This window comes from Undibacterium sp. Ji50W (assembly GCF_049340445.1).
Classification (GTDB): domain Bacteria; phylum Pseudomonadota; class Gammaproteobacteria; order Burkholderiales; family Burkholderiaceae_D; genus Undibacterium.
In genome coordinates this window covers 179,255-193,471 of sequence record NZ_JBMPOX010000003.1, presented here as the reverse complement: position 1 = coordinate 193,471, position 14,217 = coordinate 179,255, and the positions used below count along the sequence as shown (strand labels likewise).

15 protein-coding genes are annotated in these 14,217 nt (G+C 52.3%); 4 read left to right on the top strand and 11 right to left on the bottom strand.

The genetic code is table 11. The annotated features are described in order from the left end of the window. The first annotated feature begins 230 nt into the window (after positions 1 to 230). Positions 231 to 761: a hypothetical protein gene (locus ACO0K9_RS07865; RefSeq protein WP_422983520.1), complete on the top strand. Its 531-nt coding sequence runs from the start codon at positions 231 to 233 to the stop codon at positions 759 to 761. Between the two features lie 102 nt (positions 762 to 863). On the opposite strand, the gene ACO0K9_RS07860 is transcribed toward ACO0K9_RS07865, so the two are convergent. Further along, positions 864 to 1,397, bottom strand: coding sequence for a PadR family transcriptional regulator (locus tag ACO0K9_RS07860; RefSeq protein WP_422983518.1), 534 nt, complete (start codon positions 1,395 to 1,397; stop codon positions 864 to 866). 168 nt (positions 1,398 to 1,565) lie between these two features. Between ACO0K9_RS07860 and ACO0K9_RS07855 the strand changes: the two genes are divergently transcribed. Both ACO0K9_RS07855 and ACO0K9_RS07850 read left to right on the top strand, forming a co-directional pair. Beyond that, the gene (locus ACO0K9_RS07855) at positions 1,566 to 3,581 is read left to right on the top strand and encodes an FAD-dependent oxidoreductase (RefSeq protein ID WP_422983516.1); all 2,016 of its coding nucleotides are present in this window, start codon (positions 1,566 to 1,568) and stop codon (positions 3,579 to 3,581) included. A gap of 180 nt (positions 3,582 to 3,761) precedes the next feature. After that, entirely contained in the window at positions 3,762 to 4,190 is a 429-nt protein-coding gene (locus ACO0K9_RS07850) for a nuclear transport factor 2 family protein (protein WP_422983514.1), read from the top strand. 35 nt (positions 4,191 to 4,225) lie between these two features. On the opposite strand, the gene ACO0K9_RS07845 is transcribed toward ACO0K9_RS07850, so the two are convergent. The 7 genes from ACO0K9_RS07845 to ACO0K9_RS07815 all read right to left on the bottom strand — a co-directional run bounded on the left by ACO0K9_RS07845 (position 4,226) and on the right by ACO0K9_RS07815 (position 10,242). Continuing rightward, on the bottom strand, positions 4,226 to 4,732 hold the full coding sequence (locus ACO0K9_RS07845; protein WP_422983512.1) for a nuclear transport factor 2 family protein: 507 nt from the start codon (positions 4,730 to 4,732) through the stop codon (positions 4,226 to 4,228). Beyond that, a complete protein-coding gene (locus ACO0K9_RS07840; protein WP_422983510.1) occupies positions 4,733 to 5,500 on the bottom strand; it encodes an SDR family NAD(P)-dependent oxidoreductase in 768 nt (255 codons plus the stop codon). Next, entirely contained in the window at positions 5,497 to 6,084 is a 588-nt protein-coding gene (locus ACO0K9_RS07835) for a DUF3833 domain-containing protein (protein ID WP_422983508.1), read from the bottom strand. The genes ACO0K9_RS07840 and ACO0K9_RS07835 overlap by 4 nt, the downstream gene beginning before the upstream one ends. Positions 6,085 to 6,148: 64 nt before the next feature. Then, positions 6,149 to 6,745, bottom strand: a complete 597-nt coding sequence (locus ACO0K9_RS07830) for a chalcone isomerase family protein (RefSeq protein WP_422983506.1) — start codon at positions 6,743 to 6,745, stop codon at positions 6,149 to 6,151. Next, a complete protein-coding gene (locus ACO0K9_RS07825) occupies positions 6,742 to 8,031 on the bottom strand; it encodes a class I SAM-dependent methyltransferase (RefSeq protein WP_422983504.1) in 1,290 nt (429 codons plus the stop codon). The genes ACO0K9_RS07830 and ACO0K9_RS07825 overlap by 4 nt, the downstream gene beginning before the upstream one ends. Beyond that, on the bottom strand, positions 8,028 to 8,921 hold the full coding sequence (locus ACO0K9_RS07820; protein ID WP_422983502.1) for a DUF1365 domain-containing protein: 894 nt from the start codon (positions 8,919 to 8,921) through the stop codon (positions 8,028 to 8,030). Before ACO0K9_RS07820 ends, ACO0K9_RS07825 begins: the two co-directional genes overlap by 4 nt. A gap of 4 nt (positions 8,922 to 8,925) precedes the next feature. Continuing rightward, positions 8,926 to 10,242, bottom strand: a complete 1,317-nt coding sequence (locus ACO0K9_RS07815; protein ID WP_422983500.1) for an NAD(P)/FAD-dependent oxidoreductase — start codon at positions 10,240 to 10,242, stop codon at positions 8,926 to 8,928. Between the two features lie 328 nt (positions 10,243 to 10,570). Here ACO0K9_RS07815 and ACO0K9_RS07810 point away from each other — a divergent pair, with 328 nt between their 5' ends. Then, positions 10,571 to 11,191, top strand: a complete 621-nt coding sequence (locus ACO0K9_RS07810; RefSeq protein ID WP_422983498.1) for a TetR/AcrR family transcriptional regulator — start codon at positions 10,571 to 10,573, stop codon at positions 11,189 to 11,191. On the opposite strand, the gene ACO0K9_RS07805 is transcribed toward ACO0K9_RS07810, so the two are convergent. From ACO0K9_RS07805 to ACO0K9_RS07795, 3 genes are all read right to left on the bottom strand, one after another. Beyond that, positions 11,188 to 11,424, bottom strand: a complete 237-nt coding sequence (locus ACO0K9_RS07805; protein ID WP_422983496.1) for a DUF2783 domain-containing protein — start codon at positions 11,422 to 11,424, stop codon at positions 11,188 to 11,190. The two genes, ACO0K9_RS07810 and ACO0K9_RS07805, sit on opposite strands and share 4 nt — an antisense overlap. Continuing rightward, positions 11,402 to 13,108 (bottom strand): FAD-dependent oxidoreductase, encoded by a 1,707-nt coding sequence (locus ACO0K9_RS07800; RefSeq protein WP_422983494.1) that lies wholly within the window; start codon positions 13,106 to 13,108, stop codon positions 11,402 to 11,404. The genes ACO0K9_RS07805 and ACO0K9_RS07800 overlap by 23 nt, the downstream gene beginning before the upstream one ends. Positions 13,109 to 13,236: 128 nt before the next feature. Further along, positions 13,237 to 14,199: an MBL fold metallo-hydrolase gene (locus ACO0K9_RS07795; RefSeq protein ID WP_422983492.1), complete on the bottom strand. Its 963-nt coding sequence runs from the start codon at positions 14,197 to 14,199 to the stop codon at positions 13,237 to 13,239. Positions 14,200 to 14,217: the final 18 nt, after the last annotated feature.

Genomic DNA, 14,217 nt, shown 5'->3' with positions numbered 1-14,217 from the left:
CTGATAGTCATTTTTTGGTTTTATTGGCTAGCCATATGTGAGTCAACGCACAGATTAGCGCCCGTCATCTCCATAAGCTGTATCAGTATGCTCAGTGATGAATTTGGTGCAGGCTATCGTGTCAGGTTTATTGATCCGACTTTTTGTACAGAAGAATTGGCCATAAAATGAATGTCTATCTCCACCATGTATCTGGTTTTTTCGCTCAACGCGATGCGGCCGAAAGGTCCATGAGCGTCTTGCTTTCGAGAGGTATCCCTTCAGAACGCATGCAGATTTTTGACAGCGAGCTTGCGACACCGCCGGCGGCAGCATTGCCACAGCAGCCTGGTCCTGTGGCGGGCAGTGACAGGGCATTGAAAGATATACTGATCGGTGGCGCGATTGGTACTGTGATCGGTACCGGATTGGGCGCGCTGGCTGAAGTGGCATTGGTCGCTGCCAATGTTCGTCTTTTTATTGCCAGTCCACTTATTGCACCTTTGGTGATGATGGGGTGGGGAGCCAGTATCGGTGGTTTGTTAGGCGCTACTTACGGTGCTTTCAGGAAAAATGCTGGTAGCACATCATCCGGCGACGCAGTGGAAACTGACAAATCGGGCGCAGACAGGCAAGGCTGGTTATCCAGCTTGATAGACGATGCCATCCACAGCGGGCAGTTTGTATTGGTCATGCAAACCAACACAGAACAAGAGACAGCCATTGCCCAGGAGGTGATAGAGGCATCAGTCGGTACGTACAAGGATGACAGCATTGCTTGATGCCTGTCAGAGCTTACGCAAAACCGCGCTGGCTGTGTTGCTGACGCCTTGCCGGGACGATTTTGCGTAAGTCTGATTGATGATGGTTAAGACAGCATCAGCTTAAAAAGTATTGCGTAAAACTTGTAGAGCTTCTTTGGTCCACTGCACCCGACTCTCTTCAAAAGTGATGCCCGCTTTCAGGATCAGGTAATGCAGTTGGGCTTCGCGTGGCAGATGCGGCGCGCTGAAGTCGCGTTGTTCTATGGCCCGGTAGTTCTGCAATTCCTGTTCATGCATTTGCAGGCGGCGTTCAAATTCGTCTGCCAGGCCCAGTGGGCCTATGGCGGCATCGGCGCGCAATTTGACCATCATGTCGTCACGCAATTTCATCGGCGCACTGCTTTCAATGGCCCAACGATGCAATTCTTCCCGCCCGGTTGGCAGGATGTCGAATAGTTTCTTGCCGGCACGCCCACCTTCCACTTCTGTGGAGATGACCCAGCCCTGGGTTTCCATACGTGCTAATTCCCTGTAGATTTGCTGATGGGTCGCATGCCAGAAATAACCTATGGATTTGTCAAAACGCCTGGCCAGGTCATAGCCAGAGCAGGGTTTTTCAGCGATCGACGTCAGCAAAGCATGCGGCAAGGACATATTTAGAGTGGGTATACGGTGTGGTTTTCAGACATTTTATATGCAACTGGTTGCATAAATAAAGTTGTTTCGCTATTCTCTTATGCAATCAGTTGCATAAAAACAGAGTTGATCAACAAGATCGACCATTGAAGCAGTTGGCAAGCACTCACATATAAGGAATGCACCATGTCATTTTATCCTCACCTGACGAAGCCACTCGATCTGGGCTTTACCACTTTGCCGAATCGCCTGCTAATGGGGTCCATGCACGTGGGGCTGGAAGAGGTGGACAATGGTTTTGAACGCATGGCGGCATTTTATGCAGAACGTGCACGCGGTGGCGTAGCCCTGATCGTTACCGGCGGCATCGCTCCGAATGAAAGAGCGCGCCCCATGCATGGCGGTGCCATGCTGACCACAGAGGCAGAAGCAGAACACCATAAAATCGTCACCAGGGCTGTCCATGAAGCAGGTGGCAAGATTGCCATGCAGATTTTGCATTTTGGCCGTTATTCTTACCAGCCTACGCTGGTTGCACCCAGTGCGATCAAGGCACCCATCAATCCCTTCAAGCCCCACGCGTTGACGACGGAAGAAGTGGAAGAGACCATTTCTGACTTTGTGCGCTGTGCCACACTGGCCAAATCGGCCGGTTATGACGGCGTTGAAGTCATGGGTTCGGAAGGGTATCTGATCAATGAATTTATCGCCTCCCGCACCAACCAGCGTGATGACGAATGGGGCGGCGCTTATGAAAACCGTATCCGTTTCCCGATTGAAATCGTGCGTCGCATACGTGAAAAGGTCGGCAGTAATTTCATCATCATTTATCGCCTGTCCATGCTGGACCTGGTCGAAGGCGGTTCGACGCTGGATGAGGTGATACAACTGGCACAGGCGATCGAAGCAGCTGGTGCCACCATCATCAATACTGGCATAGGCTGGCACGAAGCCCGCATACCTACCATTGCCACCAAGGTGCCGCGCGCGGCATTTGCCTGGGTCACCAAAAAACTCAAGGGCCATGTCAAGATTCCGCTGATTGCCACCAACCGTATCAATACGCCAGAAGTGGCCGAGCAATTGCTGGCCGACGATTATTGCGACATGGTTTCCATGGCCCGCCCTCTGTTGGCTGACCCATTGTTCATGCGCAAGGCCGAACAGGGCAAGGCAGATGAAATCAATACCTGCATAGGCTGTAACCAGGCTTGTCTCGACCATACCTTTGGCGGCAAGATCACTTCTTGCTTGGTCAATCCGCGTGCCTGTCACGAAACTGAACTGGTCGACGCGCCACTGGTCAAGGCCAAGCGTATCGCAGTCGTCGGTGCCGGTCCCGCGGGCCTGAGCTTTGCTACAACAGCAGCCCACCGTGGTCATACCGTCACCCTGTTTGATGCGGCATCAGAAATTGGTGGCCAGTTCAATATCGCCAAGCAAGTACCAGGCAAGGAAGAGTTTTACGAAACCCTGCGTTATTTCGGCAAGCAGATCAGTCTGACAGGCGTGACGCTGAAACTGAATACCAAAGTGACAGCCACCGACTTGCAAGACTTTGATGAAGTGGTGCTGGCTACCGGCATTCTGCCGCGCACACCGGCGATTGATGGTATTGATCACCCTAAAGTACTGAACTATCTGGATGTCTTGCGCGACAAGAAACCGGTAGGCAAGATGGTTGCCATTATCGGTGCAGGCGGTATCGGTTTTGACGTTGCAGAATACCTGAGCCATAGCGGTACCAGCCCTAGCCTGGATCCCAAAAAATTCTTTGCCGAATGGGGTGTGGATACCGATTATAAAAATGTCGGCGGCCTGTGTGCAGCCGAAATAGAAAAACCGGCGCGCCAGATTTTCCTGCTACAGCGCAAGACTTCCAAGGTCGGTGATGGTCTGGGCAAAACCACCGGCTGGATACACCGCACCGGTTTGAAAAACCGTGAAGTGCAAATGATTGCCGGTGTCAGCTATGACAAGGTGGATGATGCCGGTCTGCATGTCACTGTTGAAGGTGTGCAGAAATTGATCCCGGTAGATAACGTGATCTTGTGCGCAGGCCAGGAACCCAGGCGTGAATTACACGCTGCACTGGAAGCCGCAGGCAAGCCCGTACACCTGATCGGCGGTGCCGATGTCGCCGCCGAACTGGACGCCAAACGGGCCATCAATCAGGGTACGCGCTTGGCAGCTACTATCTAAAAGACCTCTCAACACAGAGACACAGAGAAAAGCACAGAGAATAGCGCGGAGAAAAGCAGAGAAAGGGTTCTGATGAGCCCTCCATGCATAGAATCGATTCTTCTTTTCTCTTTGCTTTTCTCTGTGCCTCTGTGGTTAATGGTCTTGCTTTTTTTCCGTCGTACATCATAAAGAGACATCATGAAAAATCTGCCTGATAGTGTTGCAGCTTCTTTACAGACCTGGCATCAGATGATCGCCAGTGGTGATCTGTCTGGTTTGCCGGGGATAGTTCATCCCGACGCCGTGTTTCGTTCACCCATGGCGCATCAGCCGTATGCATCTTCACAGGCAGTCGTGCTGATTTTAAGTACCGTCAGCAAGGTATTTGAAAACTTTGCTTATCACCGTGAACTGGTGTCTGATGATGGCTTGAATGTCGTGCTGGAATTCAGTGCAACGGTCGGTGACAAGCAATTGAAAGGCATAGACATGATACGCTTTGATGAGGCAGGAAAAATCGTCGACTTTGAAGTCATGATCAGACCCATGAGCGGCTTGCAGGCACTGGGGCAAGAGATGGGTGCCAGGCTGGCAAGATATCTGCCAGCCTACAAGGCTGCGATTTAGCGCAACACGTCCTGATCGGAACAGAGTAAGCCCTATTATTTACGTGCTATCCATTTCAGTACGCGCATAAGGCTGCCCAGTAGTGGCAGCTTTTCATACAGTTCTTCTGCCACGTCCCAGTAATCGCGATGAAAACTGACCCGGCCATCAACGTCAAAGCGGATATGGGTAGTGCCGCGTATGCATTGCTGATGGGTGTGGAAATGCTTCATGGTGAACAAAAAGTCCCAGCACAGGAAGGCGCTGTCACCTTCCAATACGCTGGACGTGATGCGAAAGCTGGGATCAAGCACCTGTTCAAACATATGCTGGAACACATGATTGATGGCAGCAATGCCACGCAATTCATTGAAGGGATCTTTGAAGTAAGCGTCTTCCGTGTACACTGCAGATAAATCCTGGCAAGCTTCGAGTGACACGCTTTCAAAAAAGCGGATCAGTTTTTGCAGGCTGGCGCGGTGATCAAGATGACCAGCCGGGTTGCCAGTTGAGTTGTCAACTGAGTTGCCCGATAAGTTGCCAACAAAAGGCTGTACATTCATTTATAAACCTGTGAATTTGTGAACCAGATAAAAATAACTGCGGTAGGGTAGCAGGCGTGCCAGACGTAACCAGTTTGTGAAACGGTGCGGGAAGTGGATGTGAAAATCACCGCGTACCAGCCCCCTGATCAAAGCCTGGGCGGCGGCTGGGGCTGTCATCAGCGCTGGCATCTTGAAGTCATTGCCTGCGGTTAAAGGCGTTTCCACGAAGCCGGGGTTGATCATATACACGCCTATGTTTTTTGGCCGTAAATCCAGGTACAGCGATTCGCACAGATTGATGATCGCTGCCTTGGTCGGGCCATACACCAGTGCCTTGGGCAAGCCGGACAAACCGGCGACAGATCCGACTATGCCAATCGCGCCATGCCCCTGTTTCAGCAAACTTGGCAACACCACATCCAGACATTGGTAGATACCACGCAAATTGATATTGATCAGGCGTTCTGCTGCTACCAGGTCAAAGCTGTCTGCCCGCATTTCATTGTAGGCACCGGCCACGATCAGCACCAGGTCGATTTTACCCCAGCGTTGCATCAATTGCGCATGGCTGCGGGCGATGCTGGCATGGTCTGTAATATCCAGGGCACTCGCATAGGCATGCGTATAAGTCAGGGCGATGCGTTCCAGTTGCATCTGGTTTCTGGCAGAGACGGTAACGTGTGCCCCCAGCGTCAGCAATTGCCGCGCGGTTTCTTCACCTATCCCACTGGAGGCACCAATAATCCAGACGCGCTTGTCATGCCAGGTGCTGATTTTCGGGTTCATGGCAGCTTGTTGTTGCGTTTGGTGAACGACAAGGTCACGCTGCCCAGTTCGACGCCAAACTTGCGCATGATGGCGCGGTTCAGCATAACCTGTTCATCCATCAATACCATGGTGTCGTCAAAATCGACGTTGTACACACTGCCATCGACAGGCAATGCCAATACATAATTCCAGTGCAGGGTATTACCTGATACCACACCCTGTGCTTCGCCAACCACATCGGCAGCGGTACCGCTGAAGCGATCAGGCCCCAGCTTTTTCAGTGTCCAGATGCGTCTCTGCTTGCTGCCATCTGAATAGCTGAAGTCTTCATTCAGGGTACCGATGTCACCTGTCCATTGACATGTCATGGCCACGGTAAAGCGTTTGACGATGGCACCAGACCTGTCCTGGAACATGCCCCAGGCATCCAGCTTGCCATTGAAATAGGTCTGCAAATCCAGCGCTGGTTTTTCATTCACATAGCGCGCCGGCTCATACGAGCTGGCGCAAGACGCCAACATAACAAGCAGACTACAAGCTAGCAGACGTCGGTACAGCAGGTGTTGACGCAGCAGGTATTGACTCAGCGACGGCGGTTTCATGATGATCCTTGGCATAGTCTTTATCAAACACCATGCGGATTGGGTTATTGGGGTAAGGAAAACTTCAGTTCGTTTCTGCTTTAGTTCCCAGCAACTTGCTGCGCAAGCTGGGTGCCGAGCTTTTCTTGTCCAGCCAGATGGCAAAGAAGGCATGCGCAAATTCGGCGTCCTTGATTTCACCCAGCAGTTTTCCATTCAGATAAAAGCGTGCGGCCTCGTTTGGTATATGGATGCCGGTGATATGCGTACCTTGTTTCACATCGGGAAACAGGGCTTTCATCTGCGCCAGCCAGCGTTGCCGCTTTTCTGCTGTACCCAGCTTCAGTTTTTCAATTTCATCGATGCTGGCATCAGCAATCTTGCTACCGTACAGCCTGCGGGCATATTCAAGGTCCAATGCAAAGCGTTGCGGTTTTTCGCTGTCCGGCTTATAGCCTTCTGTGGTACTCCACAGGCTGGCATCATAGATGTGCAGGCCAAACCAGCGAAAACTGCCACTGCCTTGCAGGCTTGCCTGCGGTATTTCCTCGCGTATGTGGGGCGGCACGGCAACTGTGGTTTGGGCGCTGGCAAGCAGCAGTCCACAGGACAGCATCAACAGTATGACTGCCACCAGGTAGCGCAATGCAGTCAAGGCTTGCCTGTCGGTCCGGGTACTCATTTTTTCCTTAGCGTGAATTGGCTGACATTAATGCTGCCAGCAGTGAAACCTGCTTCGCAATAAGCCAGGTAAAATTCCCAGGTGCGCAAGAATGCATCGTCAAACCCCTGTGCCTTGACCTGTGGCAGTTTTTCCATGAAGTTATGTCGCCATATCTGCAAGGTGCGTGCATAGTCCGGGCCGAAATGGAAGGTATCGACGACTTCCATGCCGTATTCGTTGGCCATTGCATGGAATTTTTCTACCGAAGGCAGCATACCGCCAGGAAAAATATATTGCTGAATGAAATCCGTGCCCTTGCGATAGCGTTCAAACAAATCATCTGCAATGACAATGCTTTGCACACAGGCACGACCACCCTGTTTCAAATTGCGTTGCAGGCATTCAAAATACCCGTGCCAATAGGCTTCACCGACGGCTTCAAACATTTCTATCGAGGCAATGCCGTCATAGCTGCCATCGGCATCGCGATAATCTTGAATCTTCAAATCACTTTGTGCGTGCAGGCCGGCCTTGTGCAGACGTTCATGGGCATAATGTAATTGCTCGCTTGACAGTGTCAGTCCGGTCACGTGGGCGGCACCATCGCGTATCGCCATCTCGGCAAAACCACCCCAGCCACAACCGATTTCCAATACCTTGGCCTGTGGCGGCAAAGCCAATTGTTCAAGGATGCGGCGATACTTTGACTGTTGTGCTTGCTCCAGATTTTCCGTCTGGTCACCAGCGAACAGGGCGCTGGAATACGTCATCGATGGGTCCAGCCACAATTGGTAGAAGTCGTTGCCGATGTCATAGTGGGCATGAATGTTTTTTTTGCTGCCGGCACGTGAATTGCGATTCAGCAAATGCTTGATGCGATAAAGCAGGTTACCCCACCAGCTACCATAAATCACCGATTCCAGTTGCGCGCGATTGTGCGAGATCAGTTCTATCAGGCCAGCAAGGCTGCTGGTCGTCCAGTGACCGGCAATATAACTCTCGGCAAAACCGATATCGCCGGATTTCAGCACCGAGCGATATAACTGCCAGTCTTTCAGATGCAGGCTGACGTGCTGACGGCCATCAAAGGCACGTCCAAAGCTGGCGGTTTGCCCGTCTGGAAACTGTATGGTCAGGCAACCATGTTCCAGTCTGTTCAGCAGGCTGAGCACGAACTTGGCTTCAGCCGGAAAATGTTTGCTGTTCAGTTCACTCATAGGCGCGTGATGATTGCTCAGCCCTGTATGGGAAGCATGGCTGTTGCTGGATGTGCCGGACGAAAAAGTGGGTTGTAGGCTGCTCATCGACTTAGCTCTTCAGTAGGTGGAATTGGTTTGGAAATAAACGGTACGCGCCTGATCCACAGACGCAGTGCCTGCAAATGGATGCGCAACACGACGCCCAGGGTCATGAAGGGATAACGCAGCAGGACCTGTACGATCCGCCAGTCTGTGAAATCTCTTTCAACACCAGTAATGCTGGTCAGTAACAGGGGACCATCGGCATCGTCATAATCTATGCGTGCCAGATGTTTTTTGATGGGCACCGTTTGTCCAGCCTGTTTGGCCTGTTCAGTTTGTTGAGTTTGTTCAGCTTGCTCAGTTTGTTGACTGGGCGCGGTGACGCCGATTTTTTGCCCGCCCTGCATGAAGCGGAAACGATAGCTACCCTCGACTTTACAGAAGGGGGATACGTGGAAGATTTTCTTCGCGCGCAATTCTTCACCGTTGGCCAGGCTATCGCCGTTTTCCAGCAGATACAGATGTTTTTCACCAAATGTATTGCGTACTTCACAGACTATGGCCCGCAGCTTGCCATCGGCACGATGACAGAACCAGAAAGAAACCGGATTGAACACATACCCCAGCACACGCGGAAAGCACTGAAGCCAGAGTTCGCCATCTGCATCATGTATGCCCTCGGCCTTCAGCAATTGATCCAGCCATGTTGCCAGCGCTTGCTGGCCATCACCGTGATCATGCTCGTGAAAGGACAGCAGATTGAAACGGTTGAGGGAAAACAGGCGGGATTGGCAGACCGGTTTGCCACTGGCCACAGCACGCAATGGCAGGCGGATGAAAAATACGCCATAGCGGAAAGCATTTTTTGCCGGGCGCGTGCGTACGTGCATGACTTCACCCGTGCATAACACTGCATGTGGGTGTTGACCTGTGTTTGTGGCAGAAGTCGTCATGGTGTCATGCCGCACGTATGCGTAATTCTTGTGCTGCTTCCACTTGCGCCAACAGGCACTCGGCCACGCGCAGGCCGGATTTCAGGCCATCTTCGTGGAAGCCATAGCCAGTCCAGGCACCGGCAAACCAGATATTCCTCTTGCCCTGGATATTTTTTAGCTGGCTTTGTACTCTGACTGCGCCTGCATCGAATACCGGATGGGCATAATCAAAGCTGGCGATGACGGTGGCCGGTGCCGGCTCCTGTATCGGATTCAGGGTGACGATGACGGGCGTCTTGAACGGTAGCGGTTGCAACTGATTGATCAGGTAATGCACGCAAACCCTGGCTTCTTCGCCGCTTTCACTTTGATAATTCCAGGCTGACCAGGCTTTTTTGTTTTCGGGTAAAAAGCTGGCGTCGGTGTGCAGTACAGCGCGATTCGGCTGGTAAGTCACGCCAGACAGAATCTGGCGTTCGGCCAGGTTGGCATCGGCCAGCAGGTTCAGGCTTTGGTCGCTATGACTGGCAATCACGACATGCGAGAAATTCTGCGCGCCGCTGGCTGTTTTGACTTCAATCACGCCATGTGCTTTTTCCCGCACAGCCTGTACTGGCGTATTCAGATAGGTATGTGCAATCAGCGGCAGGATTTTGTCCACGTACTGCCTGGCACCACCCTTTACCGTTTGCCATTGTGGCCTGTCATTCACTTGCAGCAAGCCATGGTTATGGCAGAAATTGACAAATGATGACAAGGGAAACGCCATCATGGTCGCTGTTGGGCAAGACCAGATGCAGGCTGCCATGGGCAATAAATACCAGCGACGGAATTCCTGGCTGTAAGCATGCTGGTCGAGGAATTCGCCCAGTGGCAATTGAAAATCTTTTTGTCCCGGTGCCTTGGCCAGTGCCGTCGTTTGTTTGTTGAAGCGCAGGATGTCGCGCAACATGCGTAAAAATGCCGGACGCAACAGATTGCTGCGTTGGGCAAATACGGTGTCGAGATTGGCACCGGCCCATTCCAGCGTACGGCCGCTGCCAGGATTGCCGGTGGTGGACTGGAATGGCATCTTTACCGAAAAAGACATATCGGTTGCCACCGTTTCTATCTGCAGCTTGGCAAACAGCTTGACCAGATTCGGGTAAGTCTTGTGGTTAAACACCAGAAAGCCGGTATCGACGCCATATGTCTGGCCTTCCAGCGTGACATCCACCGTATGCGTATGGCCACCAAAATAGTCATTTGCCTCAAACAGGCTTACCTCATGGCCAGCATTGGACAGTTCATGCGCACAAGACAGACCGGAGATGCCGGAACCGATGACGGCGATTTTCATATGTGTATAAGAGCTATAAAGATATCAATGGATTAATTAATTGGCAGAGCAGCAGAGCAGCAGAGCAGCAGAGCAACAAAGCAGCACATCAATCATCTGGCTTGATAGTAAATTGAATTGCAAAATGCACACCAGATACAAGCTTGCTACCGATTCATATCAATACATACGCACAATTTTTACTTTCGGATTCACTGGTCTGTGAATAATTAAATGGCGAAACCCGTGCAGAAATTGCTTATTGCGCTAAAATATGACTATGAATTTCAAAACGTGACTGATAAGTCACAAAATATACTACAAAGTTTTTACTTGTGCAGAAAAAATAATGGAAATCAGAATTCCTTTTAAAAAACAACAGTTTGATGCGCGTGAAGAAGCCATCATTGATGCGGTCAATCACCTTTTGTCAGAAAAAGGCTATGACTTGATGACCATGGATGACGTGGCAGATGCGGTTGGCATAGCGAAGGGAAGCCTGTACAAGCATTTTTCTTCCAAGGAAAAATTGGCGGGGGCAGCCATGACCCGGCTCTTGAAGGCTACCCAGGCTGAACTGGATACCTTGGAGGCAGCCCTGCCTGCAATAGACAAGATCAGGCATATCCTGGCCTGGTCTTTGCGCTTGCGGCTGCAAGGCGGCGTGCCACATTTGCCGTCAACCAGCCTGGCCTTGCAGCGCAGCCTGATGCTGAATCTGGATTATGTGATGGTGGCCTTGCGCGTCAATAAGCGTTTTTATGCCCTGGTGGCGCAAGCCAGGGAGCAGGGCGCGCTCACGCCGCTGGTGCCGGATGATGTATTGGTCTACACCCTGTATTCACGCGCCTGTGATCCGACCATGGAATTTCTGGTGCGCGACAAGCGCCTGACGCATGCACAGATTGTGGACGCCATGGTCCATGCGACTATCGGTGGTTTTTTGTCCGAGCAGGCCAGAAAGGCTTAGGCTTGCTTGTCTGCGGCCAGACGCAGGGCTTGCGCCAGGGTATCCAGCTCGCCGATATGATTTGCCAGCAGCAAGATCAGTTTGGCGTTCAGCTTGCTACTGTCTTCTTCACTCAGATCCCTGTGGGCATCAATCAGCATCTGGTAAAAATCATCACCAGCGACATGGTCGCGCAAGCCCCGTTGTTTGTTGGGGTCGGCATAATGAAAATTAGGCTGTAATTGCAATGGCATGGCCATGTCCTTCCATGGATGAGGTGGCACGCCCTAGTGCGGCAAGCACGTTTTCCAGTTCAAACTGACGCCAGCGCGCCGCCAGATGCTGGTCGGGCCGCAGCAGGTAATAGCTCGCATGCTCAGCCAGACGCGCGTCATAGCGTTCGGCCAGGACACCCTTGACGTCATGCAGTATCTGATAATCACCGCGCTTTGCCGGTGTAGCGCTGATGATGAGAGTGTGCACTGGTATGCGCAGTTTTTTCAGTGCTGCAAATCCGGCCAGTGTTTCAGCGGGAATTTTGCTGGCATCGGCACAAAAATATAGCCCATAAAAATAATGTTGCAACAATTCAAGCAGATAGCTTGGGGTGCCCTGACAAGCTACCGGCCCATCCTCGGCAGCGGCACCAAGCTGTAACTGGGCTGCAAAGACCGCGCTGTCTGCCGTATTCAAGCTGGATGTTTTCAGTATGCTGGGTACCGACAGCCGGCCGGAATTGACCAGCTTGCGGGCAAACGCATGTGCTTGTGCCAATTCCAGCACGGCATTGCGAAAGCATTTGCTGACGGTACTTTTGGGCGTGATGAAATCGGTGGAGCGGGTGGAATTCAAAAGATTTTCATCGGCGGCAAAGACTCGCTCTTCCGAATAGCTGTCGAGTAAATTTTCCGGGGCAGCACCATTGATGACCAGTTTCAATTTCCAGACCAGGTTGTCGGCATCCTGTATGCCAGAATTGGCACCGCGTGCGCCAAAGGGGGATACCTGATGCGCTGCATCGCCGGCAAACAGCACGCGCCCATGGCGGAACTTTTCCATGCGCCGGCACTGGAAGGTGTAGACGCTGACCCATTCGAGTTCAAATTCCCTGTCGTCACCCAGCATGGCCTTGATCCGTGGGATGACGTTTTCCGGCTTGCGTTCTTCCACCGGGTCGGCATCCCAACCCAGTTGAAAATCGATGCGCCAGACATGGTCGGCTTCACGATGTAACAGCACCGATTGATTGGGGTGAAACGGTGGATCGAACCAGAACCAGCGTTCCGCCGGAAAATCTGCCTTCATGAGCACATCGGCAATCAGGAAGCGGTCCATGAAGACTTTGCCTTCGACTTCCAGCCCAAGCATCTGACGTATGGGGCTGCGTGCGCCATCGCAGGCGACCAGCCAGGCAGCTTGCAAGGCATAATTGCCGTCGGCTGTTTCAATGTGCAGGGTAGCAAATTGCGGTGCCTGTTCCACCGCAGTCACGCGATTTTTCCAGCGCAATTCCACACCTAGTTCTGTTGCCCGTTGCACCAGAAATTCTTCCAGATAATATTGCTGCAAATTAACCATGCCCGGGTGCTTGTGATCTGCTGCCGGCAACAGGTTGAAATTGAATACTTCATCCTCGCGAAAGAAGGTGCGTCCTACATTCCATTCCACGCCTTTATTGCGGACGGCGTCCGCTACTCCCAGCCGGTCGAGTATTTCCAGCGTGCGCTTGGCATAACACAGGCCCCGAGAACCGACTGACACCGTATCGTCATCATCCAGCACCAGCACATCCAGCCCCTGCAACTTGCAATCAATCGCCGCCGCCAATCCCACTGGCCCGGCACCAACGATGATGACCTGACGACGCGGAATGCCCCCCGTCTGCAACTCAGGCGGGGTGCGATAAGGAAATTTTTGATATTGATAAGTGCCAAGCAAAATGGGCCTCCTCTTGCATCTTTTATGATAGGTGCTTTTCAAGCAGAGACTTACAAATTTTTGCAATGGGAAGGTAAGTTTCTCATTGCTTTTATCTGTTGTTCCGCGTCTCTATGCTGAGAGGTCTTCTAGCTTTCCAGACTCTTCCACATCTCCACATCCCTTTCTGCCGTCCACACGCGCGGATCAACGTGCCCCGAGGCCTCGTCAAACGCCCGTGTCACATCAAACGGCAGGCAGTGATCAAAAATCACCCAGTGACCGTACTTGGGTTTCAGTGACGCATAGGTGTTTTTGTAGATGGTATTCAGGTCATGCTGCTGTTGCTGCCCTGCCTTGACGCTGGCAAACAGGTCGCTGATAAAAGAATGTGTTTCACTCAGGCCTGCTGCCACCAGTTCGGGCGAGGTCAGGGCCGCACCGCGACCCGGTACTAGTTTATTGGCCCGCATGGCTTCCAGATTGCTCAGGGTTTGCGGCCAGTCTGAATAATAGGCATCGCCAGCATACGGTGTCGCGCCAAATTCGACCAGATCGCCAGAGAACAAGACTTTTTCTTGCGGCAGCCAGACAATGGTGTCGCCCTTGGTATGGCCGCGCCCTACCTGCATGATCTTCACTTCCAGCTTGCCCAGCCAGAGCGACATTTCACCCTTGAAGGTAATTGTTGGCCAGGTCAGGCCGGGCACGCTTTCCACCGCGCGGAACAGGCGCGGGAAGCGCCCTATCTCACTCTTCATGTCGGCTTCGCCCCGTTCAACGATCAGATCATAGGTATCGCGGCTGGCGATGATATGCTCAAGACCTTCGGCTACATAGCCGCTGGCACCCAGCACCCGTACCGCATGGTAGTGCGACATCACCACATATTTGATGGGCTTGTCGGTGACTTCACGTATGCGTCGCACCACATCCTGCGCCATGATGGGGGTGGCCTGGGTATCAATGACCATGACGGCATCGTCGCCGATAATGATGCCGGTATTTGGGTCGCCTTCTGCGGTGTAGGCATAGGCATGTTCGGACAGTTGCTGGAAGCTGACTTTCTTTTCTTCCAGATCGGCGTGGGAGGCAAATTGCTTGGTCGTCATGACAACATCCTTGTCTTC